The 24,424-nt window shown below is 68.8% G+C and carries 21 protein-coding genes; 11 read left to right on the top strand and 10 right to left on the bottom strand.

What is annotated here, in order from left to right:
* Positions 1 to 101 precede the first annotated feature (101 nt).
* Entirely contained in the window at positions 102 to 1,064 is a 963-nt protein-coding gene (locus tag LQ938_RS04040; RefSeq protein WP_223721899.1) for a type IV toxin-antitoxin system AbiEi family antitoxin domain-containing protein, read from the top strand.
* Between the two features lie 193 nt (positions 1,065 to 1,257).
* Here LQ938_RS04040 and LQ938_RS04035 read toward each other — a convergent pair whose 3' ends face one another.
* Positions 1,258 to 3,165 carry a BglG family transcription antiterminator gene (locus tag LQ938_RS04035; protein WP_223721898.1) on the bottom strand — a complete coding sequence of 636 codons (1,908 nt, stop codon included), beginning with the start codon at positions 3,163 to 3,165 and terminating at the stop codon, positions 1,258 to 1,260.
* Between the two features lie 162 nt (positions 3,166 to 3,327).
* Between LQ938_RS04035 and LQ938_RS04030 the strand changes: the two genes are divergently transcribed.
* From LQ938_RS04030 to LQ938_RS04000, 7 genes are all read left to right on the top strand, one after another.
* Positions 3,328 to 3,687, top strand: coding sequence for a PTS sugar transporter subunit IIB (locus LQ938_RS04030; protein ID WP_223721897.1), 360 nt, complete (start codon positions 3,328 to 3,330; stop codon positions 3,685 to 3,687).
* A 5-nt stretch (positions 3,688 to 3,692) separates the two neighbouring features.
* Positions 3,693 to 3,968, top strand: a complete 276-nt coding sequence (locus LQ938_RS04025) for an HPr family phosphocarrier protein (protein ID WP_223721896.1) — start codon at positions 3,693 to 3,695, stop codon at positions 3,966 to 3,968.
* An 8-nt stretch (positions 3,969 to 3,976) separates the two neighbouring features.
* Positions 3,977 to 5,665: a phosphoenolpyruvate--protein phosphotransferase gene (gene ptsP / locus LQ938_RS04020; protein ID WP_223721895.1), complete on the top strand. Its 1,689-nt coding sequence runs from the start codon at positions 3,977 to 3,979 to the stop codon at positions 5,663 to 5,665.
* Positions 5,662 to 7,350 (top strand): PTS mannitol transporter subunit IICB, encoded by a 1,689-nt coding sequence (locus LQ938_RS04015; protein ID WP_223721894.1) that lies wholly within the window; start codon positions 5,662 to 5,664, stop codon positions 7,348 to 7,350. The genes ptsP and LQ938_RS04015 overlap by 4 nt, the downstream gene beginning before the upstream one ends.
* Positions 7,351 to 7,509: 159 nt before the next feature.
* Complete coding sequence (locus LQ938_RS04010; protein ID WP_223721893.1) at positions 7,510 to 7,941, top strand: PTS sugar transporter subunit IIA; 432 nt, start codon at positions 7,510 to 7,512, stop codon at positions 7,939 to 7,941.
* The gene (locus LQ938_RS04005) at positions 7,938 to 9,089 is read left to right on the top strand and encodes a mannitol-1-phosphate 5-dehydrogenase (protein WP_223721892.1); all 1,152 of its coding nucleotides are present in this window, start codon (positions 7,938 to 7,940) and stop codon (positions 9,087 to 9,089) included. Before LQ938_RS04010 ends, LQ938_RS04005 begins: the two co-directional genes overlap by 4 nt.
* Positions 9,090 to 9,896: 807 nt before the next feature.
* Positions 9,897 to 10,628, top strand: coding sequence for an alpha/beta hydrolase (locus LQ938_RS04000; protein WP_223722528.1), 732 nt, complete (start codon positions 9,897 to 9,899; stop codon positions 10,626 to 10,628).
* Positions 10,629 to 10,934: 306 nt separating this feature from the next.
* On the opposite strand, the gene LQ938_RS03995 is transcribed toward LQ938_RS04000, so the two are convergent.
* The 9 genes from LQ938_RS03995 to LQ938_RS03955 form a co-directional block, all read right to left on the bottom strand.
* Entirely contained in the window at positions 10,935 to 12,050 is a 1,116-nt protein-coding gene (locus LQ938_RS03995) for an adenosine deaminase (protein ID WP_223721881.1), read from the bottom strand.
* Positions 12,051 to 12,089: 39 nt separating this feature from the next.
* A complete protein-coding gene (locus LQ938_RS03990) occupies positions 12,090 to 13,382 on the bottom strand; it encodes a thymidine phosphorylase (RefSeq protein ID WP_223721880.1) in 1,293 nt (430 codons plus the stop codon).
* Entirely contained in the window at positions 13,379 to 13,780 is a 402-nt protein-coding gene (locus LQ938_RS03985; protein ID WP_223721879.1) for a cytidine deaminase, read from the bottom strand. The genes LQ938_RS03990 and LQ938_RS03985 overlap by 4 nt, the downstream gene beginning before the upstream one ends.
* Before the next feature lie 56 nt (positions 13,781 to 13,836).
* The gene (locus tag LQ938_RS03980) at positions 13,837 to 15,132 is read right to left on the bottom strand and encodes an ABC transporter permease (protein WP_374197468.1); all 1,296 of its coding nucleotides are present in this window, start codon (positions 15,130 to 15,132) and stop codon (positions 13,837 to 13,839) included.
* Entirely contained in the window at positions 15,129 to 16,472 is a 1,344-nt protein-coding gene (locus LQ938_RS03975) for an ABC transporter permease (protein WP_223721878.1), read from the bottom strand. The genes LQ938_RS03980 and LQ938_RS03975 overlap by 4 nt, the downstream gene beginning before the upstream one ends.
* A complete protein-coding gene (locus LQ938_RS03970; RefSeq protein WP_223721877.1) occupies positions 16,469 to 18,007 on the bottom strand; it encodes an ABC transporter ATP-binding protein in 1,539 nt (512 codons plus the stop codon). Before LQ938_RS03970 ends, LQ938_RS03975 begins: the two co-directional genes overlap by 4 nt.
* Before the next feature lie 10 nt (positions 18,008 to 18,017).
* Complete coding sequence (locus LQ938_RS03965) at positions 18,018 to 19,031, bottom strand: adenosine deaminase (RefSeq protein ID WP_223721876.1); 1,014 nt, start codon at positions 19,029 to 19,031, stop codon at positions 18,018 to 18,020.
* A gap of 68 nt (positions 19,032 to 19,099) precedes the next feature.
* On the bottom strand, positions 19,100 to 20,191 hold the full coding sequence (locus LQ938_RS03960; RefSeq protein ID WP_223721875.1) for a BMP family lipoprotein: 1,092 nt from the start codon (positions 20,189 to 20,191) through the stop codon (positions 19,100 to 19,102).
* A 173-nt stretch (positions 20,192 to 20,364) separates the two neighbouring features.
* Complete coding sequence (locus LQ938_RS03955; protein WP_223721874.1) at positions 20,365 to 21,480, bottom strand: mannose-1-phosphate guanylyltransferase; 1,116 nt, start codon at positions 21,478 to 21,480, stop codon at positions 20,365 to 20,367.
* A gap of 185 nt (positions 21,481 to 21,665) precedes the next feature.
* Here LQ938_RS03955 and sdhC point away from each other — a divergent pair, with 185 nt between their 5' ends.
* From sdhC to sdhA, 3 genes are all read left to right on the top strand, one after another.
* Entirely contained in the window at positions 21,666 to 22,100 is a 435-nt protein-coding gene (gene sdhC, locus LQ938_RS03950) for a succinate dehydrogenase, cytochrome b556 subunit (RefSeq protein ID WP_223721873.1), read from the top strand.
* On the top strand, positions 22,100 to 22,543 hold the full coding sequence (locus LQ938_RS03945) for a succinate dehydrogenase hydrophobic membrane anchor subunit (RefSeq protein ID WP_223721872.1): 444 nt from the start codon (positions 22,100 to 22,102) through the stop codon (positions 22,541 to 22,543). Before sdhC ends, LQ938_RS03945 begins: the two co-directional genes overlap by 1 nt.
* Before the next feature lie 73 nt (positions 22,544 to 22,616).
* Positions 22,617 to 24,422, top strand: a complete 1,806-nt coding sequence (sdhA, locus tag LQ938_RS03940; RefSeq protein WP_223721871.1) for a succinate dehydrogenase flavoprotein subunit — start codon at positions 22,617 to 22,619, stop codon at positions 24,420 to 24,422.
* Positions 24,423 to 24,424 lie beyond the last annotated feature (2 nt).

Below are 24,424 nucleotides of genomic sequence, written 5' to 3'. Positions count from 1 at the left end.
AGTGAGCCGACGGCTCCTCCCCAGGGGCGACGCGGGCATCCGTTGTACGGATGCGGCGACGAAACGAACTCCGCGTCACGTCGGGCCTCGATACTCAACGGATGAGCCTGGCCTGGACGGTAGAACTCTTTCGCCGCGACGATCTCGCGGACGTCGGCATCGGGGCCGTTCCGCTGCGGCGCTTGCTCGCCGCGAACGAACTGACCGTCGTGCGCCCCGGCGTCTATCTGCGCCAGAATGCGGCATCCGCCTTCACCGTCGAGGACCGCATCATCGTGCGTGCCCGGGCCGTCGCACTGGTGTCGCACCGGCCGCCCGTCTTCTCCCATCTGACGGCAGCGGCACTGCACGGCCTCCCTGTCTACGGCGTGCGCGATCGAAGCGTGCACACGATCGTTCCGGGCAGCAGGCCGCGAGCATCCCAGGGCGTGGTGCGTCATCGCGGCGCTCTCGATGAGGGCGACATCGTCGAGCGGGTCGGGCTTCGATGCACGAGTCTCGTCCGGACCGTTGCAGACGTCGCCCGGACCTCTGAGCGCGAGACGTCCGTCTGCGTCGCGGATGCTGCGCTCCGGCTCGTGGCGATGTCGCGCACCTACGACGCAGACCGCGCCCAAGAGCTCCGGGCCGCCGCCGCCGGGATCGCCCGGGGCTCGGCGCATGGCATCTGGCGCGCGGAGCGCGTGCTGGAGTTCGCCGACGGGCGCGCGCAGCTCCCGGGAGAGAGCATCAGCCGCATCCGCCTCGCACAACTCGGGTTCGCTCGTCCCGATCTCCAGGTGCGCGTCGCGGGTCCGCACGGCCAAGACTTCTTCGTCGATTTCGGACTTGACGACGTTCACGCCCTCGGCGAGTTCGACGGACTCGGAAAGTACACCAACCCGGACTTACGCAGCGGACGCGACCTCGAGCGCACGCTCCTGGAGGAAAAGGCCCGCGAGGACTGGATCAGGGGCACGACCGGTCGCCCACTCGCCCGGTGGGGGTGGGACCACATCGGCAGTGCTCAATCGCTCGGCACGCGCCTCGCGGCTTTCGGCCTCGTTCCGCCACGCTCCCGCTGACCCGTTCGCAGCACATTCCCCCGTGTTTGGGGCGCATTCTTTGTCGTTTGGGGCACATTCGTGCGGTTGGGGCGCGAAATTCGTGCCCCAACCGCAGGATCGTGCCCCGAACCGGAACGAAGCTCGGCGCTCAGCCGAACGAACATCGGCGCGCACCTCGAACACGCACCTCGAACGCGCAGCGCGCCCGCGCTCAGCCGTCGATGACGGCGACGAGCTCGTCGAGGAACGACGAGAAGTCCGTGCCGCGGCGCACGATCCGCTGCACGCTGTCGCGCTCGCTGAAGACCTCGACGAACTGTTCGAACACCGTCTGGAAGGCTTCGCGGTCGGTCTCGGAGAACGCCGCCAGCGCGACCACCTGCACGCGCCCGTCGCCCCACGGGATCGTGTGCTCGGCGATCCCGATCGCGATCGCGGTGCGTTCGGCCGTCATGCCGATCGCGTGCGGCACGGCGAGCGAGTCCGTGAAGGCGGTCGACGACAGGCGCTCCCGCTCGATCGTGCGATCGAGGTAGTCGACGTCGATCACGCCCTGCGCGACGAGCGTGCTGCCCAGGTGCCGGATGACGGATTCCTCACCGCCGGCGCCGTCGATCCCGCGGACGAACGCGCTCGGATCGAAATACCGCTCGAGTTCCGCCCGCAAACGGGCGAGTCGGCGGCCGCGGCGGATGCGGGCGGCGACGGTCTGCACGCGCTCGACGTCGGCGGGGGTCAGGAAGGGCTGGATGTGCACGAACCGGTCGCTCGCGATCGGGGGGTCGATCGTGGTGAGCACCAGGTCGGTGTCGATCGCCTCCCAGTCGGGATCGACTCGCGTCTCGACCTCGACGACCTCGATCGCGCGACCGAGGGAACGATCGACGCTCGATCGCAGCAACTCGTGCAGCTCGTAGTAGCCGGGGCACACGATCGTCGCGGTCAGCAGGTCGTCCGCGCGCCGGCTGCGCTCGAGTTCGCCGCCCACGTGCATCGCGATATAGGCGATCTCATCGTCGAGGAGCGGGATGTCGAGCCGCTCGTGCAGGCGATTCGCGATGTACACGGCGACCTCGAAGATCATCGGGTACGTCGACTTGAGCGAGCGGGTGAGGGGGTTCCGCGACCACGCCTGTTCGCGGGCGCGCAGGCGCAGATTCTGCACGTGCAGGGCGAGACGCAGCACGAAGTCCGGGTCGACGATGTCGACGAGGAACTCGGATGCGGCATCCGCCACGATGTCTCGCACCGCCAGCTCGACCTCGGGATCCAGGGGCGTCCGGCCCTCCTCGGCGCCCGGCGCCACCACCCGGGTGAGCACGAGGGTCGCCAGATGCTGCCGGTCGCCGGTGCCCAGATGCACACCGAGGTGCTGCTGCGTCAACCGGTCGATGACGTCGGCGACGGCCTGCACGGCGGGTGTCGCGGGCGTCGCCGTCTCCTCCAGGGGGCGCCCGGCGGTCACGCGGTCGGCGGCGATGGCGATGTGCACGATGACGTCGGAGATCCCGAACTCGTTCACGAAGTAGCCGAGGCCGGTCAGCGCCGAGACGAGCGCGGCTTTGAACGGACCGAACGCGAGCGGCCCCACCGACTCCTCACCGAGCGTGCGGCGCAGACTCGCGAGGTCGAACGCTCCCGCATCCATCTCGTCGTGGGCCAGGCTGCTCAGCAGGCGGCGCTGCGCGACCTCGGTGCCCACCAGGCGCGCGCGGGCCGCCGAGCGCTCGAGCGTCAGTTCGGTGCTGCCGAGCAGCCCGCGTACCCGCGACAGATCGGATTCGAGCGTCGCCGGGCTGACGAACAGCGCATCGGCCGTCTCGTATACGTCGATGCCGTCGGGCGCGCTCAGCAGGGTGCGCACGATCGTGTGCAGGCGGTCGCGGGGGGTGCCCGCATCCGCTCCGTGGGAACGCAGAGCCAGCGTCGCCTCCGCGGCCGCGCGGTAACCGAGCGGCCCGGACTCGACAGCGCCCGCCACTCGGGCGTTGATCGCCGTCACGTACGAGCGGATGCTGCGCGGTGTCACTCCGAGCGCGTCCGCGAGGGTCGCCGCAGTGACCCAATCGCGCTCGCGCACGAGGACCGCGAGGACACGGTCCTGTCTTGCTCGAGTCACGGGTCGCCTTTCTCTGCCGACGAGACCCGCCGACACTCTCATTCCATCACGTTGCGCCTGATTGCGTCCGAGCGTGCGCGCCGGTTTCCGCACCCCGCGGAAGAACCTCTGGTTGCCCTGCTCCCAGCGAGTTTCCAGGATGGGTAAGAAGGAGGCGGGTCGATGAGGATCCTTGTGGTGTGCGGCGCAGGCGCGTCCAGCACGTTTGTGGCGCAGCGGCTACGGCGGGCGGCGCTCGATTCCGGACTCCACTACGACGCTGCACCGGTCAGTCGGTCCGCTCTTGCGGCCAGGCTCGGTGAGGCGGAGATCGTTCTGATCGGCCCGCACCTGACCGACGCGATTGACGACATCCGAACGGATGCGGCGGCGTACAGCGTGCCCGTGATCTTGCTCCCCGAAGACATCTTCACGGACCGCGACGGGGCCCGTACCCTGCGTCTCGTCACGGAAGCCGCCGGTGGCGTTCGCGCCGCCGAGGTTCCGGACGCCCTCACCGACCGAGCACGAAAGGCCCCCTGACACCCATGGCACTCGCAACCCGAACCGTGCGGATCGGATCGTCCCACGGTCTGCACGCTCGCCCCGCCAAGATGTTCGCGCAGGCGGCGAAGGACGCTGGCGTCCCCGTCACGATCGCGAAGGACGCCGGAGCACCGATCAACGCCGCCAGCATCCTCGGCGTGATCTCGCTCGGCATCGACTACGGCGACTATGTGACCCTCACCGTCGACGGTGGTGACGCCGAGGAGATCCTGGATCGCCTCGCGGACCTGCTGTCGACTGACCACGATTCGGAGTGAACGTAACAATGAGCACCATCCCCGGAGTCGGTATCGGACTCGGCGTCGCCCAGGGCCCTGTCGCCCGCATGGCCGCGCCTCTGCCCGCTCCCGCCAACGATCCCTCGACCCTCACCGTCGAGGAGGAGACTTCCCGCGTGCGCGATGCCGTGAACGCGGTCGCGCGCGAACTCGAGGAGCGCGGTGCGCAGGCTGGTGGAGCCGCGCAGGACGTTCTGGAAGCCCAGGCCATGATGGCCGAGGACCCGTCGCTCGAATCCGAGGTCGACTCGCGGCTCGCGAAGGGCGTGACCGCCGAGTGGGCCGTGCACGACGCATTCGCGAGCTTCCGCGACACGCTGACGGCCGTCGGCGGCTACCTGGGTGAGCGCGCGGCCGACCTCGACGACGTAGCGCAGCGGGTCATCGCCCGTCTCCGCGGCGTTCCCGCACCCGGCGTTCCCGAGCCCGGTCACCCGTTCGTACTGGTGGCGACCGACCTCGCGCCCGCCGACACCGCGCTCCTCGACCTGGATATGGTGCTCGCGCTCATCACGAGCGAGGGCGGCCCGACCTCGCACACGGCGATCCTCGCCCGCGAGAAGGGCATCGTCGCGATCGTCGGCGCCGCCGGCGCGAAGGACCTCGTCGACGACGGCGTCGTGATCGTGGATGCGGCATCCGGAGTCGTCACGATCGATCCGACCGAGGAAGAACTGCAGCGCGCCCGCAACCGCGCCGACGCTCGGGCGAACGCCGCATCCGCTCCCCTCACCCCGGGAGCCCTGGCCGACGGCACCAAGGTGCCGCTGCTGGCGAACCTCGGCAAGCCCGAGGGCGCGGCAGAGGCGATCGAGCTCGGCGCCGAGGGCGTCGGACTCTTCCGCACCGAGTTCCTGTTCCTCAGCGCGACGAATGCCCCCACCGTCGCCCAGCAGCGCGAGTCGTATCGTCAGCTGCTCGCCGGATTCCGCGGCAAGAAGGTCGTCGTCCGGGCACTCGACGCCGGCGCCGACAAGCCGCTGGCGTTCCTCAACGACGCGCACGAGGAGAACCCGGCGCTCGGTCTCCGCGGTCTTCGCGCCCTGCGCGCCAACGAGGACATCCTCCGCGAGCAGCTGACGGCACTCGCGGAAGCGGATGCGGACGTCCGCGCGAGCGGCGAGCCAGCCGACCTCTGGGTCATGGCACCCATGGTGTCGACCGTCGAGGAGACGACCTACTTCGTCACGATCGCGCGCGAGTACGGCATCAAGACCGCCGGCGTGATGGTCGAGGTCCCCTCTTCCGCGCTGCTGGCCGATCGTGTGCTGCGCGAGGCGGACTTCGCCTCGATCGGCACCAACGACCTCACCCAGTACACGCTCGCGGCGGACCGCCTGCTCGGCTCCGTCGCGTCGTTCCAGGACCCGTGGCACCCCGCGGTCCTCAGCCTCATCCGCACCACCGGCCGTGCCGGCGCGGAACTCGGCAAGCCCGTCGGCATCTGCGGTGAAGCCGCCGCCGACCCGCTGCTCGCCGTGGTCCTCGTCGGACTCGGCGCGACGACCCTGTCGATGGCGCCCACCGCCCTCGCGGACGTCCGCGCCACCCTTTTGCAGTACACGCTCGACGATGCACGTCGCATCGCCGAGGCCGCCCTTGCCGCAAACGATGCCGCATCCGCCCGAACCGCAGCCCGTGAGGCCGCGACCGCCCAGAAGGAGACACAGCAATGACGACGACGTCTACACCGAGTAAGGCAGGGGGTGCACGGGTCGCGGTTCAGCGATTCGGCACGTTCTTGTCCGGCATGATCATGCCGAACATCGCCGCGTTCATCGCATGGGGTTTCATCACCATGCTCTTCATCCCCGCCGGCTTCTTCGGCGCCAACAGCCCCTTCGGCTGGCACTGGTACCCCGTCTCGGAGATCATCGGCGGCGGCGGCGACTCCAGCGTCATCGGCTGGAACGGCGCCATGACGGCCCTGGCCGCCGGTGACGGCGGAAACATCTCCGCCTACGTCGGCCTCGTCGGTGCGATGGTCACCTACCTGCTGCCGCTCCTCATCGCGAACACCGCCGGCCGCATGGTCTACGGCGAGCGCGGTGGCGTCGTCGCCACGATCGCCGTGATGGGTGTCATCGTCGGCACCGACATCCCGATGTTCCTCGGCGCGATGATCATGGGCCCGATCGCCGCCATCCTCACCAAGTGGATGGACCGCATCTGGGACGGCAAGATCAAGCCCGGCTTCGAGATGCTCGTCAACAACTTCTCGGCCGGCATCCTCGGCATGTTCCTCGCGATCATCGGCTTCTTCGTGTTCGGCCCGGTCATGCTCGGCATCAGCACCGTCCTCGGTGCGGCGGTCGACTGGCTCGTGTCGGTGAACCTGCTTCCGATCGTCTCGATCATCGTGGAGCCCGCCAAGGTGCTCTTCCTGAACAACGCGATCAACCACGGCGTCTTCACCCCGCTCGGAATCGAGCAGGCCACCGAGGCCGGCAAGTCGATCCTGTTCCTCATCGAGGCCAACCCCGGCCCGGGCCTCGGCCTCCTCCTCGCCTTCACCTTCTTCGGAGTCGGCGCAGCGAAGGCCTCTGCTCCGGGCGCGGCCATCATCCAGTTCTTCGGTGGCATCCACGAGATCTACTTCCCGTACGCCCTGTCGAAGCCGACCACCATCCTCGCCCTCATCGCGGGTGGCGCGGCCGGTGTCACGACCAACATGGTTCTCGGCGGCGGTCTCGCCTTCCCCGCGGCTCCCGGCAGCATCATCGCCGTGACCGCCGCGGCCATCGGACCGGGCGTCGGCAACCTCGTCGTCGTCTACCTCTCGGTGCTCATCGCCGCGGCCGTGACGTTCGTCATCACCGCGATCATCCTGCGGGCCTCGCGCAAGCGCGACCTGCTCGCCGAGGGCGACACGTTCGGCGCCGCGATCGCGCAGACCGAGGCGAACAAGGGCAAGTCCTCTGCCGCCATGGATGCGCTGCGCACCTCGACAGCGGGCGGTGACCGCGCCGTGGTGCGCGACGCCGAGGCCGAGGCCGACGTGCTCGAGACCCGCGCCGAGAGCGGCGGCCACGCCGACGGCGGCGTGCTCACCACGAAGCGCGTCACGAACATCGTGTTCGCGTGCGACGCGGGCATGGGCTCGTCCGCCATGGGCGCCAGCGTGCTCCGCAACAAGATCAAGAAGGCAGGCGTGGAGGGCATCACGGTCACGAACAAGGCGATCGCGAACCTCGACGGCTCGGCCGACTTGGTCATCACGCAGAACCAGCTGACGGACCGTGCCCGCGGCACGGCTCCCGGCGCGGTGCACGTCTCGGTCGACAACTTCATGAACTCCCCGAAGTACGACGAGGTCGTCAACCTCGTCATCGACCAGCAGAAGGACGGCTCGCAGAGCTGACCTTCCGGATGCGGGCCGCGTCACGCGCGCGGCCCGCATCCTTCTCCATGTCCCACTCTTTGCGCATCGTGTCCCACTTTGTGCCGCTCAGACCCGGTCTGAACGGCAGAAAGTGGGACATGGCTCCCGGGCGGGGCACACCAACCGAAAGGAAGCATCATGGCAGTTCTCAGCATCGGGCAGGTTCGTATTCACCCGGGCAGCGTCAGCCGGGAGGAGGCGACCCGCGAGGCCGCCGACATCCTGCAGTCCGTGGGGGCCGTGACCGACGCCTACTACGACGCGATGCTGCAGCGTGAGGAGACGGTGTCCACCTACATGGGCAACGAACTCGCCATCCCGCACGGCACCAACGAGACCAAGGACGCGATCCTCGACTCCGCGCTCTCGGTCGTCCGCTACGACGGCGGCGTCGACTGGAGCGGCGAGCACGTCACGTTCGTCATCGGCATCGCCGGCAAGGGCGACGAGCACCTCGACATCCTGTCGCAGATCGCCATCCTGTTCTCCGACGAGGACGACGTCGCGCGCCTGAAGGCCGCATCGACTCCGGAGGAGCTGTACACCCTGCTCGCGACGGTGAACCAGTGAAAGCCGTTCACTTCGGCGCGGGCAACATCGGCCGCGGCTTCGTGGGGCTCCTGCTCCACGAGGGCGGGTACGAGGTCGTGTTCTCCGACGTCTCCGCCGGTCTCGTCGACGCGATCAACGCGGTCGACTCCTACACGGTCCACGAAGTCGGCGACGGCGGCGTGGACATCGAGGTCACCGGGTTCCGTGCGCTGAACAGCGCCGCGGATCCGCAGGCGGTCATCGATGAGATCGCGACGGCGGATGTGGTGACGACGGCCGTCGGACCCAACATCCTGCGCTTCGTCGCACCGCTGCTGAACGCCGGACTCGCGGCGCGCGACGCGTCACGCGCTCCCCTGCAGGTGATGGCGTGCGAGAACGCGATCCGCGCGACCGATCAGCTGCGGGCGCACATGGCCGAGCAGGCCGGCGCCGACTGGGACGCCCTCGCCGCCCGCGCGGTCTTCGCCAACACCGCCGTCGACCGCATCGTTCCCGGTCAGCCCGCGGATGCGGGTGTCGACGTGTTCGTCGAGCCGTTCTACGAGTGGGCGATCGAGCAGGGTCCGTTCGCGGGCGAGCTGCCGACCATCCCCGGGGCGCATTTCGTCGACGACCTCGCACCGTACATCGAGCGGAAGCTGTTCACGGTCAACACGGGCCACGCGACGACGGCGTACTACGGCGCGCGCGCGGGAATCGATCGGATCTCGGACGTCCTGGCCGATCCGGAGATCGCGGCCGCCGTGTCGGCGACACTCGCCGAGACCTCGGCCGTGCTGATTGCCACGCACGGCTTCGCGCCCGACGAGCTCGCCCGTTACCGCGAGACCATCCTCGGCCGTTTCCGCAACCCGGGGCTTCCCGACACCGTCGGTCGTGTCGGACGGCAGCCGCTGCGCAAGCTCTCCCGCCACGAGCGATTCATCGGTCCTGCAGCCGAGGCTGCCGAGCGCGGCCTGCCGGTCGACGCCCTGGTCGCCACGATCGGTGCGGCGCTCGAGTTCTCGTCGCCCGAGGACCCGGAGGCTGTGGAGCTCCAGCGCCGCCTGGTCGAGACCGACACCGACGTGCTCGTCGGCGAGGTCACCGGGCTCGAGCCGCAGCATCCGCTCTATCCCCGTGTGCGCGACGCGTTCGCCGCACGCCGCACCGCGCTCCGCTGAGCCCGCCCTCCCGACTCTCGGCGGGGAGGACCCGAACCTCCCCGTCGAGGAGCCACCCCGCGGGCCCGTCGGGTTCGCGGGTCCGTGGGGTTCGCGGGGTTCGCGGGGTTCGCGGGTCCGTCGGGTTCGCGGGTCCGCGGGGTTCGCGGGGTTCGTGGGTCCGTGGGGTTACGGGGTCCGTGGGGTTCGCGGGTCCGTGGGGTTACGGGGTCCGTTGTCGACTGCCGCGACCGTTGCGCGGGGCGGTTTGTGCTCACGTGTCGCAATCCGCACCGCAGCCCGACAGATTGCGACACGTGAACCCGAGCCAGGCAGGCTCACGTGGCGCAATCCACGCCGTAGCCCGGCAAATTGCGACACGTGAACCCAGGCCAAGCCAGCTCACGCGCGATCCGCGCTCACGTGGCGAAATCCGCGGCGCGCCACGGCAGATCGCGGCACGGGAACCCAGGCCACACCGGCTCACGCGTCGCGATCGACGCTCACGTGTCGCAATCCGCGCTGCACCCCGGCTAATTGCGACACGTGAACCCGGACCAAACCAGCCCACGCGCGATTCCCGCTCACGTGTCGCAATCCACGACGCGGCGCGGCAGGTTGCGACACGTGAACCCAGGCCACACCGGCTCACGTGTCGCAATCCACGCCACAGCCCGACAATCCGCGACACGTGAACCCGGACCAAGCCAGCCCACGCGGACACCTGAAGCCGGGGTGGACGGGCTCGCGAGATCGTAGGCTCGAGGGGTGACGGACACCACCGCGCCCCAAGACAACGACCGCACGCGGGCGCGCCCGCGGCGACGGATGCGGCGCATCCTCGCGTGGGTGTTCGGATCCGTGGGCGCCGTGCTGCTCGCCGCGGTCGTCGGCATCCTCATCTGGAGCCAGGTGGGCGTCATGGGCGCGGAGCCGGAGGCACTGGCGGCCGTGCGGGCAGACCCCGGCATCGTCCTGACCGACGACTCCGCGGCGATCGTCCTGTCCCCCGCTGCCGGTGCGGGCGAGACCGGACTCGTCTACATCCCGGGTGCGAAGGTCGACCCCTGGGCGTACGCGTCGAAGCTGTCCGGACTCGTCACCGAGCGGGGGATGACGGTCGTGATCACGAAACCGTGGCTGAACCTCGCGTTCTTCGACCTGCGCGGGCTCGACTCGTTCACGGGCCTCTCCCCCGATACAGCGACCTGGATCGTCGGCGGGCATTCGCTGGGCGGAGTCCGTGCCTGCCAGTTGGCCACGGATGCCGACGCGCTCGCGCTCTTCGGCTCGTACTGCGCCAATGACCTCTCCGCATCCGGTCTGCCGGTGCTCAGCATCGCCGGCAGCGAAGACGGCCTATCCACCCCGGAGAAGATCGCCGACGCCCGCGATCAGCTCCCCGCCGACGCCGAGCTGATCGAGATCCCCGGCGCCGGGCACTCCTCGTTCGGCGACTACGGCCTGCAGCCCGGCGACGGCACCCCAACGATTCCGGATGCGGACATGCGCGCCGACATCACCTCGCTCGTGGGCGACTTCGCCGCATCCGTCGGCTGACCCCCGCCGCGCCCTCTCACTCGCCCTCGTTCACCGGGGCCCTCGCCGCGATGGCGCCTGTTTCCTGCTCCGGCGCCAGAAACTACTGAAGCCCCGACAGGAAACAGGCGCCAACACGGTCACGAGCGGCGAGGGCGTCGCGCGCTAGTTCGCTGCACCCGCGCCACAGATCGCTGGCGCGCGAGCAGAAAACTAGCGCGCGACGGGGGTAGGAGCACACACCCCGGAGCGGCACGCACCCCGGAGCGGCCCGCACACCCCGGAGCGGCCCGCAACCCGGAGCGGCCTACGAAACCCGCGCGGGGGTCAGTGGTCGAAGCCCTCGCCGATGAGCTCGATGAGCTCTTCGCGCTCCTCCACCGGGAGGAATGCGGCCGCGGCCGCGTTGAGCTGGAACGTCTCGATGTCTTCCAGGCCGTACTCGAACGTCTCGGCGAGCAGCGCCAACTCGCGCGTGAGCGACGTGCGGCTCATCGTGCGGTTGTCGACGTTCACGGTGACGGCGAAACCGAGCTGGTAGAGCAGGTCGAACGGGTGGTCCCCGAGCTCTTGACCCCACGCCGCGATCGCGCCGGTCTGCAGGTTCGACGACGGCGACAGCTCGAGCGGGATCTCGCGGTCGCGCACCCAGCGAGCCAGGTCGCCGAACACGACCTCGACCATGTCGCCGGCGCGCGAGACGACCTCGAGGTCTTCGGCGATGCGCACACCGTGGCCGAGCCGCAGCGCACGGCCGTCGATGAGCGCCGAGCGGATGCTGTCGAGCCCCGCCGCCTCACCCGCGTGCACCGTGACCGGGAAGAACTCGGAGGCCAGATAGTCGAAGGCCGCGCGGTGGCGCGACGGCGCGAAGCCGTCCTCGGGCCCGGCGATGTCGAAACCGACCGCACCGCGCTCGCGGAAGGCGACGGCGAGCTTGGCGATCTCCAGCGAGCGGTCCGTGTGGCGCATGGCCGTCAGGAGCTGACCGACGCGGATGTCGTGACCGGCGTCGGCCGCCGCATCCTCGCCCTCCTCGAGCCCGTCCTGCACGGCTTCCACGACCTCGTCGAGCGAGAGTCCGCCGCCGAGGTGCTGCTCGGGCGCCCAGCGCACCTCGCCGTAGATCACGCCGTCCTCCGCGAGGTCCTCGACGAACTCGCGAGCGACCCGGGTGAGGCCCTCGCGCGTCTGCATGACCGCGGTCGTCAGATCGAACGTCTTCAGATACTCGACAAGCGACCCGGAGTCGCTCTTGTCGGCGAACCAGTCGGCGAGATCGTCGGCGTCGGATTCGGGCACGTCGACGCCGGCGTCGGACGCCAGCTCGATGATGGTCTCGGGGCGCAGGGCACCGTCGAGGTGGTCGTGCAGCGAGACCTTCGGCAGGCCGCGTAGCGACACGCCTTCCACCAGGGCGTCTGCGTGCTGATCGATGGGCATCGGGGGCTCCTCGGCGTGGGGGGTGCGGTGGTGGACGGGTCAGGCGGTGATGCGTTCGAGGACGCGGGCGGATGCGGCCGGTGCCGCCCCGCCGATCTCCCAGGCGCCCTCGAGGGCACCGAGGGCACGGGCGAATCGGTCGCCATCATCCGCCGACAGGGTGAACAGCGGCTGTCCAGCGGCGATCCGGTCGCCCGGCTTCACGTGCAGGTCGATGCCGGCCGCGTGCACGACCGGGTCCTGCGGACGCGCGCGGCCGGCGCCGAGGCGCCACGCGGCGATGCCGAACGGCAGCGCCTCCATCCGCGTGATGACGCCGGATTCGGTGGCCGTGACGGTGTGGGTTTCGCGCGCGACCGGCAGCTCGGCATCCGGGTCGCCGTCCTGGGCGATGATCATGCGGCGCCAGGCGTCCATCGCACGTCCGTCGCGGAGCGCGGCTTCGACGTCGGCGTCCGGCTGACCCGCCAGCGCGAGCATCTCGCGGGCGAGCGCGACGGTCAGCTCCACCACGTCGGCGGGCCCTCCGCCGGCGAGCACCTCGACCGACTCGCGAACCTCGTTCGCGTTGCCGATCGCGAGCCCCAGGGGCGTGTTCATATCGGTGAGCAGCGCGGTCGTCGCCACACCCGAGTCGGTGCCCAGGGCGACCATCGTGCGCGCCAGTTCGCGGGCCCGATCGACGTCCTGCATGAACGCCCCCGAGCCGAACTTCACGTCGAGAACGAGCGCGGCCGTTCCCTCGGCGATCTTCTTCGACATGATGCTCGACGCGATGAGCGGGATGGCTTCGACCGTGCCGGTCACGTCGCGAAGCGCGTACAGCCGCTTGTCGGCGGGGGCGAGCCCGGAGCCGGCGGCGCAGATGACCGCACCGACCGAGGCGAGCTGGGCGAACATCTCATCGTTCGACAGGGCGGCGCGCCACCCCGGAATCGACTCGAGCTTGTCGAGGGTGCCGCCGGTGTGACCGAGCCCCCGGCCCGACAGCTGCGGCACGGCGACCCCGAAGGCCGCGACGAGGGGCGCGAGCGGGAGGGTGATCTTGTCGCCGACTCCGCCCGTGGAGTGCTTGTCGACCGTCGTCTTGCCGAGACCGGCGAAGCTCATCCGCTCGCCCGAAGCGATCATCGCGTCGGTCATCACGCGGATCTCATCGCGTTCCATGCCATTGAGCAGCACGGCCATCGCGAACGCGGCCATCTGCGCGTCGGTGACGTACTCGCGGGTGTACGCGTCGATCATCCAGCGCAGCGCGTCGTCGGGGACGGCCCCGCCGTCGCGCTTGGCGCGGATGACGTCGACGGCGTCGAACGGTTCGACCGCGCTCACCGGCGGTACTCCTCGAGGTCGCGGGGTCCGAAGGCGTCGGGCAGCACCTCGTCGATCGTGCGGATGCCCGACACGGTCTCCAGCAGCATCCCGGGAAGGGCGAATTCGTACAGCAGCTGACGGCAGCGACCGCACGGCATGATGGTCTCGCCGGCGCCGTTCACGCAGACGAACGCGACCAGCTCACCGCCGCCGGTCATGTTGAGTTCGGACACGAGGCCGCACTCCGCGCAGAGTCCCACGCCGTAGGAGGCGTTCTCGACGTTGCATCCCGAGACGATCCGGCCGTCCGACACCAGCGCCGCCGCGCCCACCTTGTACCGCGAGTACGGCGCGTAGGCGCGTTGCATCGCCTCATTCGCCACGGTACGAAGCTGGTCCCAGTCGATATCAGTCACGGTCGCCTTTCAGTTGTCGAACAGAGTCAGGGTGCGGCGAACCGCATCCGAGGGGGTCACCCCTTGATATACGGCTTGCCGGATGCGGCGGGTCCGCGCACCTTGCCGACGAGCCCCGCCACGGCGAAGATCGTCACGACGTACGGCAGCATCAGCATGAACTCGCTTGGCACCGGCGAACCGATGACGCCGAGCGTGTTCTGCAGGTTGGACGCGAAGCCGAACAGCAGCGCCGCGAGGGTCGCCTTCAGCGGGTCCCACTGGCCGAAGATGACGGCCGCGAGCGCGATGAATCCGGCGCCCGCGGTCATCTCCTTGTTGAACGCACCGACCGAGCCGAGCGTGAAGAAGGCGCCACCCATGCCGGCGATCGCCCCGCCCAGCGAGACGTTCCAGAACCGCGTGCGGGCGATGTTGATGCCGACGGTGTCGGCGGCCTGCGGGTGCTCGCCGACGGCGCGGAGGCGCAGCCCCCACTTGGTGTGGAAAAGACCGAAGTAGACCGCGGCGACCAGCACGTACATCAGGTACACGATGATCGTCTGGCGGAAGAACATCGGCCCGATCAGGGGGATGTCGCTGAGCACGGGGATCGGGATGCGTTCGAACCGCGGCGGGGTGTTGAGGGTCGCCGCGTTCGGGGCCAGCAGTTGCGAGAACAGGAAGCTCGTGAGGCCGGTGACCAGCACGTTCAGCACGACACCGACAATGACCTGGTCGACGAAGTACTTGATCGCGAACGCCGCCAGCACGAACGAGACGAGCACGCCGGCGACGCCGGCGGCCACGAGTCCGAGGAGCGGTTGCCCGGTCGCCGTCGCCACGACGGCGGATGTGAAGGCCCCGGCGAGCAGCTGACCCTCGATCGCGATGTTCACGACGCCGACGCGCTCACTGATGACGCCCGCGAGCGCACCGTAGATGAGTGGCACGGAGAGGCTGATGCCACCGGCGAGGAGACCGGCGAGCGGGATGACGTTGGTGCGCGCGCCGGATCCCGCCCAGGTGAGGAAGCCCACCATGAAGAGCACCGCGAACACGACCATGAGCCAGAGCGGAACCCGGCGGCGCTTCCACACCAGATACGCGGATGCGGCCGTCACGACGACGAGGCCGATCGTGCAGATCACGCCCGTCAGACCCGCGTCGAGGGTGATGTCGGCGAGCTGGATCGCGTCGCCGTCGGAGGTGATGCGGAACACGGTCTCCTGACCGTGCCCGACCAGGAGGAACAGGATGGCGCCGAGCACCGTCAGCGCGGCGAAGGCGATCGGGGCCTTCCAGCTGACGACGACGGTGCGCGCCAGGGGCGCGTCGGGGACGACGTGCTCGGGGACGGCGGTCGTGGTCACTTGGCCGTCACCTCCTCACCGGTGCGGAGTTTCTTCGAGACGATCGGACGGGGGCGGCGGGGGCCGCTTCCCGGGGCGGGCAGGCGGAAGATCGCCCGTACGAGCGGCGGCGCCGCGATGAAGAGCACGATGAGCGACTGCACGACGAGAACGATGTCGACGGGGATGCCCTCCGCCGCCTGCATGGAGAACCCGCCGGCCTTGAACGCACCGAACAGGATGCCGGCCACAAGCACGCCGACCGGGGTCGAACGACCCAGCAGGGCCACCGTGATCGCGTCGAAGCCGATGCCCGCGTCGATACCGCTGGAGAAGCCGGTCGTCACGGTGCCGAGCACCTGGCTGACACCGGCGAGACCGATGAGCGCGCCCGAGATGAGCATTGCGTAGACGTACATGCGGGGCACCTTGATGCCCGCGACGCGCGCCGCGTTCGGGTTCTCACCGACGGCGCGGAACTGGAAGCCGAGCGCCGAGCGGTTGAGGATCCACCACACGACCGCGACCGAGAGGAGCGCCAGGATGAAGCCGAAGTGCAGGTTGTATCCCGGGCCGAGGAGGTCGGGGAAGATCGCGGTCTCCTTGATGGCGGGCGTCTTCGGGTTGCTGGACCCGGGTGCCTGCAGGAGGCCGGGGGTGCGCAGCATCCAGGTGATCAGGTAGAGCGCGACGAAGTTCAGCATGATCGTGACGATCACCTCGTGCGCTCCGGTGCGCGCCTTAAGGAGACCCGCGATGCCCGCCCAGGCGGCGCCCGCGACGAGACCGGCGAGGAGCGCGACGATCATGTGGATGCCCCACGGCAGGTCGAAGCCGAAGCCGACCCAGCCGGCCGCGGCCGACGCGACGAGCATCTGCCCGCGGCCGCCGATGTTGAACATTCCCACGCGGAACGCGAGCGCGACACCGAGCCCCGCCGCGATCAGCGGGGTCGCGAAGGTGAGCGTCTCGGTCAGCGGCCGGATGCCGGTGAGGAAGTCGGGGCGGTTGAAGTTGTAGATCGCTCCCTGGAACAGCGCGACGTAGGCGCCGGAGACCGCATCCCAGATCGCGAACAGCATGTCGCCCGGACGCGCGAAGAAGTAGCCCGCGGTCTCTTCGACGCGCGAGTCGGTCGCAGCGATCATGATGGCGCCGACGACGAGCGCGATGACGACCGCGAGGACGGAGATGATCGCGTTGCCGGTCGCGATCTCGTGCAGCGCGCGCGTCCAGCGACTGGACCCCTCGTCGTCCGCCGGGGGTGTCGCGGCGGAGCGGCGTGTGGCCGTCTCACCGCTCACGGCGCCCGGCGTCTCGAGCGCGACGTCGGGGTCGGTGGTGTTCGATGGGTCGCTCATGCGGCGGCTCCCCCTGTGGTCGTGGCGTCGACGCCGGTCGGGATCTCGCCGGCCATCATGAGTCCGAGCACGTCGCGCGGGGTGTCTCCCGGCACCACGCCGACGACCTTGCCCCGGTACATGACCATGATGCGGTCGGCGAGGGCGGTGACCTCGTCGAGTTCGGTCGAGACGACGATGACGGGAACGCCCGCATCCCGTGTCTCGATGATGCGCTTGTGGATGAACTCGATCGATCCGACGTCGACACCGCGGGTCGGCTGAGCCGCGACGAAGAGGCGCAGCTCGCGGCTGAGCTCGCGTGCGAGGACGACCTTCTGCTGGTTGCCGCCGGAGAGGCGACCGACCTTGGTCTCGATCGAGGGCGTCCGCACATCGAACTCCGCGACCTTCTGGGTTGCGAAGTCCGTCAGGGCTCCCACCTGAACGGCGCCGCCGCGGACGAAGGGCGCTCCGTCGGAGCGGTCGAGCATGAGGTTCTCGGCGATCGAGAACTCGCCGACGAGGCCGTCCTCCTTGCGGTCCTCCGGAACGAAACCGACGCCCGCGTCGAGGATCCCGCGGACTGAACGCCCGGCGAGCTCGTTGCCGTCGAGCACGACGGATCCGCGCACGTTCGGCTGCAGGCCCAGCAGCGCTTCGGTGAGCTCGGTCTGACCGTTGCCCTGCACGCCCGCGACCGCGAGCACTTCGCCGTGGCGCACATCGAAGCTCACGTCGTTGACGACGAGCTGACCGATCGGGTCGATGACGGTGAGGCCCTCGACCACGAGCGCGCGACCGCCGAGCGTCGGCGCGGACTTCTGCACCGTGAGCTCGACAGCGCGGCCCACCATGAGCGAGGCGAGTTCGGCGTTGGATGCGGTGGGCGCCGCCTCGCCGACGACCTTGCCGAGGCGGATGACCGTGATGCGGTCGGCGACCTCGCGCACCTCGCGCAGCTTGTGCGTGATGAACACGATCGAGGTGCCCGACTCCTTGAGCTGCTGCATGATCGCCATCAGCTCGTCGGTCTCCTGCGGGGTGAGCACCGCGGTGGGCTCGTCGAAGACGAGCACCCGCGCGTCACGCGAGAGCGCCTTGATGATCTCGACCCGCTGCTGAACGCCGACGGGCAGGTCTTCCACCAGAGCGTCAGGGTCGACGTCGAAGCCGAACCGCTCCGAGATCTCCCGCACCTTCGCGCGCGCCGACTGGAGGTCGAGGCGACCGCCGAACTTCGTCTGCTCGTGGCCGAGCACGACGTTCTCGGCGACCGTGAAGACGGGGATCAGCATGAAGTGCTGGTGCACCATCCCAATCCCGGCCCGCATGGCATCACCCGGTCCGGCGAAGTGCTGAACCGCGTCGTCGAGGAGGATCTCCCCGCCGTCGGCCTGATACAGGCCGTACAGCACGTTCATCAGCGTGGATTTGCCGGCGCCATTCTCACCCAGAAGACAGTGGATCTCTCCGGCCTCGACAGTGAGGTCGATGTGGTCATTGGCCACGAGAGACCCGAATGTCTTCGTGATGCCGCGAAGTTCGAGCTTCATGAAATCGATCCTAGTTTGCGCTCTGCGGGCCGCCGCGCTGCGCCGCCCATTCGTCGATCTCGGCGTGCAGCACCCTGCGGCGGTCGTCCGTGATGAAGGCGGAGTCGACGGCGTTCCGGGCGAGCGTCTCGAGCTGATCGTCGGTCAGCGCGAGTTCCTCCCGGATGCTGTCGACGTTGGCGTCGATGTAGCCGCCGAAGTACGCCGGGTCATCGGAGTGCACGGACACGCGGAGCCCGCGGGCGAGCATGCCCGGAAGCGGGTGCAGCGCCATCCGGTCCACCACCCGCAATCGCACGTTGGAGAGCGGGCAGACGGTCAGCGGAATGCGTTCGCGCACCATCCGGTCCACGAGCGCGTCGTCTTCGAGGCTGCGGTTGCCGTGGTCGACTCGTTCGACGTGCAGCAGGTCGAGCGCCTCGACCACGTACTCCGGCGGCCCCTCTTCTCCCGCGTGCGCGACGAGTCGGAGGCCCGCACGGCGAGCGGTTTCGTAGACGCCGGCGAACAGGCGCGGCGGGTAGCCGACCTCGGTGGAATCGAGGCCGATGCCGTCGATCCGCGCACCGGTGCGGAGGAGGTGGTCCAGCAGCTCCTGGGCCTCTTCGGGCGGGTGGTTGCGGACGAACGCGACGAGCAGCACGGTGCTGATGCCGTAGCGCGCTTCCGATTCGTCGAGCGCGTCACGGATGCCGCCGAGCACGACCTCGACCGGGATGCCGCGGGCCGTGTGCACCTGCACGTCGACGGAGACCTCGGCGTGCCGGACTCCGGCCTGCTGCGCCCGACGCAGGTATGCGTCGGTCATGTCGCGGAAGTCCTCGCGCTCGCGCAGCACCTCGAGGTTGGTGTAGTAGAGGTCGAGGAAGGACTGCAGGTCGGTGAACTCGTACCGCGAGCGCAGATCCTCCACCGATTCCCACGGCAGCGAGACACCGTTCTTCGCGGCGGTCCGCATGATGAAGTCGGGTTCGAGCGTTCCCTCGAGGTGCAGATGCAGCTCGACGAGCGGCAGCGTGGTCATGTGCGGTCCTTTCCCGACCATGCAGAGGGGGAGGCCGGCAGCCGCCGACCTCCCCCGAGCTGTGCGTCTTACTGAGCCAGGTACGACTCGACGGTCAGCGAACCGTCGATGATCGAGGCCTTGAGCGCGTCGACCTCGGTGACGAGCTCGGCCGGGACCTTGGACTCCCAGTCGTGGAACGGCGCGATTCCGACGCCGTCGTTCTCGAGCGTGCCGACGAACGGCGCGTTGTCGAACTCGTCGTTACCGGCCGCGACGATCGCGTCGTAGACACCCACGTCGATGCCCTTGAGCACCGAGGTGAGCAGCAGCGGACCGACCGAGGGGTCGGTCTCGTAGACGTCGGCGTCGACACCGATCAGAGCGATGTCCTTGCCCGAGTCCTGGATGGCGGCAGCGGCCGACTGGTAGATCGGACCACCCACGGGGAGGATGATGTCGGCGTTCTGGTCGATGAGACCCTGTGCGATCTGGCGCGCGGTGTCGTTGGCCTCGAAGCCACCGGTGAACGAGCCGTCCTGCGACGCGCGGTCCCAGCCGATGACCTGGACGTCAGCCGACTTGGTCTCGTTGTAGTACTCGACACCCTGTGCGAAACCGTCCATGAAGACGGAGACGGTCGGGAAGTTCATGCCGCCGAAGGTACCCACGACGCCCGTCTGGGTGACGCCCGCCGACAGGTAACCCACGAGGAACGCGGCCTGAGCGGTGTCGAAGATGAGCGGCTTGATGTTCTCGGCGTCGGTCTCGCCGTCGCCATCCGTGTCCACCACGTCATCGATCGAGACGAACTCGACATCGGGGTTCGCCAGCGCGGCCTCGGATGCGGCGCTCGCGAGGGCGAAGCCGACCGTGACGATCGTGCTGCAGCCCTGGTCGACCAGGCCCTGCACGTTGGACGCGTAGTCGGTCTCAGTCGCGGACTCGACGGCCTTCGCCTCGACGCCGAGCTCGTCGGCCGCCTTGTTGAGTCCTTCGTAGCCGAGCTGGTTGAACGACTTGTCCTCGAAGCCACCGAAATCGGAGACCATGCAGGGCAGGTAGTCGGATGCTGCGGCGCCGCCGCCGGAGCTGCTCGAGGTTGCGGGTGCCGAGCCACAGCCGGCGAGCAGCGCGGCAGTGCCGGCGATCGCGAGGCCACTCAGCAGTGCCTTGGTCATCGTCTTCTTCACGAGTCCTCCATCAAGAGACGTGGTGCACCCCGGCGAGTCCGGGGTGGATGAGGTCACGTTACCCAATGAGTCGGCGGCGAACCGTACGCGGCGACAGGCCGCAACGCAATGGTTACAAACGGGCTTCACAGCCACCGGACGGGCGGCTCATCGGGTGCGGATCAGAGGACGTCGCCGCGGCCGGTCAGCTTGAGCGCGTCGACGACCTGCTTCACGCGCTGCGCGTGCTCCGTCGTCGTCACGAGCAGCGCATCGGGGGTGTCGACCACCACGATGTCCTGCACACCGATCAGGCTGATCACGCGCTGGGTCTGCGAGACCACGATTCCGCTCGCGGCATCCGAGAGGATGCGGGCGTTCTCGCCGAGGATCGCGAGGTCGTTCTTCCGACCGTTGGAGATGAGCTTGGTGAGGCTCGCGAAGTCACCCACGTCATCCCAGTCGAAGTGACCGGGCACGACCGCGAGCCGGCCCTTCGCCGCCGCGGGCTCGGCCACGGCGTAGTCGATCGCGATCTTCTTCAGCGTCGGCCAGATCCGGTCGACCGCGGGGCCGCGGCGTTCCCGGTCGTCCCACGCGTCGGCGAGCTCGACGAGGCCCGCGTGGAGCTCCGGCTCGTTCGCTTCGATCTCGGCCAGCAGCACGTCGGCGCGGGTGATGAACATGCCGGCGTTCCACGAGTAGGCGCGGTCGGCGAAGTAGGACCGCGCGGTCTCGAGATCGGGCTTCTCCACGAAGCGTTCGACGAGCGCCGCTTCCGGAGCGCCGTCGATGGGGAGCTCATCGGCACGCTTGATGTAGCCGAATCCGGTGGATGCCTCCGACGGCTGGATGCCGATCGTGCAGATGTAGCCGGCCCGGGCCACCTCCACCGCCTGACGGACGGCGAAATCGAACACCCGCGCCCCGCGGATGACGTGGTCGGCGGCGAACGAGCCGATCACCACGTCGGGTTCGCGGCGCACCAGGATCGCGGCGGCGAGGCCGATCGCGGCCGTCGAGTCGCGCGGCTCCGACTCGAGGAACACGTTGACGTCGGCGATGCCGGGCAGCTGCTCCTCCACGGCAGCGCGATGCGCGCGACCCGTCACGACCGCGATGCGGTCATGACCGGCGAGCGGCTCGAGCCGGTCCCAGGTGTCGCGCAGCAGCGTCTGACCCGAGCCGGTGAGATCGTGCAGGAACTTGGGCGCGTCGGCGCGGGAGAGCGGCCACAGTCGGCTGCCGATCCCGCCGGCAGGAATCACGGCATAGAAATCGTCGATAGGAGTCGCCATGCGGCCAGAGTAGCGGGCCGCCGCATCCGCTCGATTATCTCGACGTCGAGATAGTTAGGTTCGCCTTCCAGGCGCAACCGCATCCGGCCGGATAAAATGGCGGACAGCGCCCGAGTGACGCGAGGGGCCAACGTCCCGAGGGGCCATCGATGACCTCACACCGTGTTCGATCAGGGAGGACGACCGTGTCTGCACCAGCGCGGGTCATACCAACTGTGGCTCAGACCACGTCCAAGGTTCCTCGCGGCACGCTCTACCGCGGCAACGAGGGCATGTGGTCGTGGGTCCTGCACCGGATCACCGGTGTCTCGATCTTCTTCTTCCTTCTTGTGCACATCCTGGACACGGCGCTGATCCGCGTCTCCCCCGAGGCGTACAACGCGGTCATCGGCACCTATAAGAACCCGATCATGGGCCTCGGCGAAGTGGTGCTCGTCGCCGCCATCGCGTACCACGCGTACAACGGGCTCCGCATCATCCTGGTCGACTTCTGGTCCAAGGGCGCCCGCTACCAGCGCCAGCTCTGGTGGATCGTCCTCGGTGTCTGGGCGGTCACGATGCTCGGCTTCGCCCCGCGCCACCTCATCAACGTCTTCTCCTCGATCGGAGGCGGTCACTGATGAGCACCGCGATCGCCGACCCCCGCACCCCCTACGCCGCCCCGCGGCGGAAGGGCCCCAACCTCGAGAAGTGGGGCTGGGTCTACATGCGCGTTTCGGGCATGGTCCTGGTGGTGCTGATCTTCGGGCACCTCTTCGTGAACCTGCTGACCGGCGACGGCATCCACCAGATCGACTTCGCGTTCGTCGCGGGAAAGCTCGCCTCGCCGTTCTGGCAGTGGTGGGACTTCCTGATGCTGACGCTCGCGATGATCCACGGCGCGAACGGGATGCGCACGATCGTCAACGACTACGTCACCCACAACGGCGTGCGCCGCACGCTCGTCTGGGCGATCTGGATCGTGTCGATCTTCCTCATCGTGCTGGGCACCCTCGTCGTCTTCACCTTCGACCCGTGCCTGGGTGTGACTCCCGACAGCTCGCTGTGGGAGATCTGCCAGTAATTCCGCCGCATCCCGCCCAACGACACGTTGCGCGCCGGTAACGACGCGTGAGAACAGACAAAGAGGCATCGCCGTGAGCGCACATTCGACCGAGGACACCGTCATCAAGGACGGCGTCTACTACCACCAGTTCGACGTCGTCATCGTGGGCGCCGGCGGCGCGGGCATGCGTGCCGCGATCGAGGCGGGCCCCGGAGCGAAGACGGCCGTCATCTCGAAGCTGTACCCCACCCGCTCGCACACGGGCGCCGCGCAAGGCGGCATGGCGGCAGCGCTCGCCAACGTCGAAGAGGACTCGTGGGAGTGGCACACCTTCGACACCGTCAAGGGCGGCGACTACCTCGTCGATCAGGATGCGGCCGAGATCCTCGCGAAAGAAGCCATCGACGCGGTCATCGACCTCGAGAACATGGGCCTGCCGTTCAACCGCACGCCGGAGGGCAAGATCGACCAGCGCCGCTTCGGCGGCCACACGGCCGACCACGGCAAGACGCCCGTGCGCCGCGCCTGTTACGCCGCGGACCGCACCGGCCACATGATCCTGCAGACGTTGTTCCAGAACTGCGTGCGGCTCGGCATCAACTTCTTCAACGAGTTCTACGTGCTCGACCTGATCACGGTCGAAGACGGCGACACCACGAAGGTCGCGGGCGTCGTCGCCTACGAGCTCGCCACCGGCGACCTGCACGTCTTCCAGGCGAAGGCCATCATCTTCGCCACCGGCGGCTTCGGCAAGATCTTCAAGACCACCTCGAACGCCCACACCCTCACCGGTGACGGCGTCGGCATCATCTGGCGCAAGCGCCTGCCGCTGGAAGACATGGAGTTCTTCCAGTTCCACCCCACCGGCCTCGCCGGTCTCGGCATCCTGCTCACCGAGGGTGCCCGAGGCGAAGGAGCGATCCTTCGCAACGCATCGGGTGAACGCTTCATGGAGCGCTACGCCCCCACGATCAAAGACCTCGCCCCGCGTGACATCGTCAGCCGGTGCATGGTGCAGGAGGTCGCCGAGGGCCGCGGCGCCGGTCCGCACAAGGACTACGTGCTGCTGGACTGCACGCACCTCGGCGCGGAGGTGCTGGAGACGAAGCTCCCCGACATCACCGAGTTCGCCCGCACCTACCTGGGCGTCGACCCGGTCGTCGAACCCGTTCCCGTGATGCCGACCGCGCACTACGCGATGGGCGGCATCCCGACCAATAACGACGCCGAGGTCCTGAGCAACAACACGACCGTGGTTCCCGGCCTGTACGCCGCGGGCGAGTGCGCATGCGTGTCGGTGCACGGCTCGAACCGCCTCGGCACGAACTCGCTGCTCGACATCAACGTGTTCGGCAAGCGCGCCGGCAAGAACGCCGTGAAATACGTGCAGACCGCCGAGTTCGTGCCGCTGCCGGAAGACCCCGCCGCCGAGGTCCGCGAGCTCATCGAGGGCCTGCGCAACAACCCCGGCACCGAGCGGATCGCCGTTCTTCGCAAGACCCTGCAGGACGAGATGGACCGCAAGGCCCAGGTCTTCCGCACCGACGAGTCGCTCGGCGAAGTCATGCTCGTCATCGAGGAGCTCCGCGACCGCTACCGCAACATCCACGTCGACGACAAGGGCAAGCGGTACAACACCGATCTGCTCGAAGCCGTCGAGCTCGGCTTCCTGCTCGACATCGCCGAGGTCGTCGTGGTCGCCGCGCGCAACCGCAAGGAGAGCCGCGGCGGGCACATGCGCGACGACTACCCGAAGCGCGACGACGAGAACTACATGCAGCACACGATGTCGTATCTCTCCGGAGACGCCGCATCCTCGCATCCGGAAGACCACATCCGCCTGGACTGGAAGCCGGTCGTCATCACGCGCTACCAGCCGATGGAGAGGAAGTACTGACC

Source organism: Microbacterium sp. cx-55, assembly GCF_021117345.1.
GTDB lineage: Bacteria > Actinomycetota > Actinomycetes > Actinomycetales > Microbacteriaceae > Microbacterium.
Note: the sequence above shows the minus strand (reverse complement) of the source record. Positions and strands in the feature narration are given on the sequence as shown.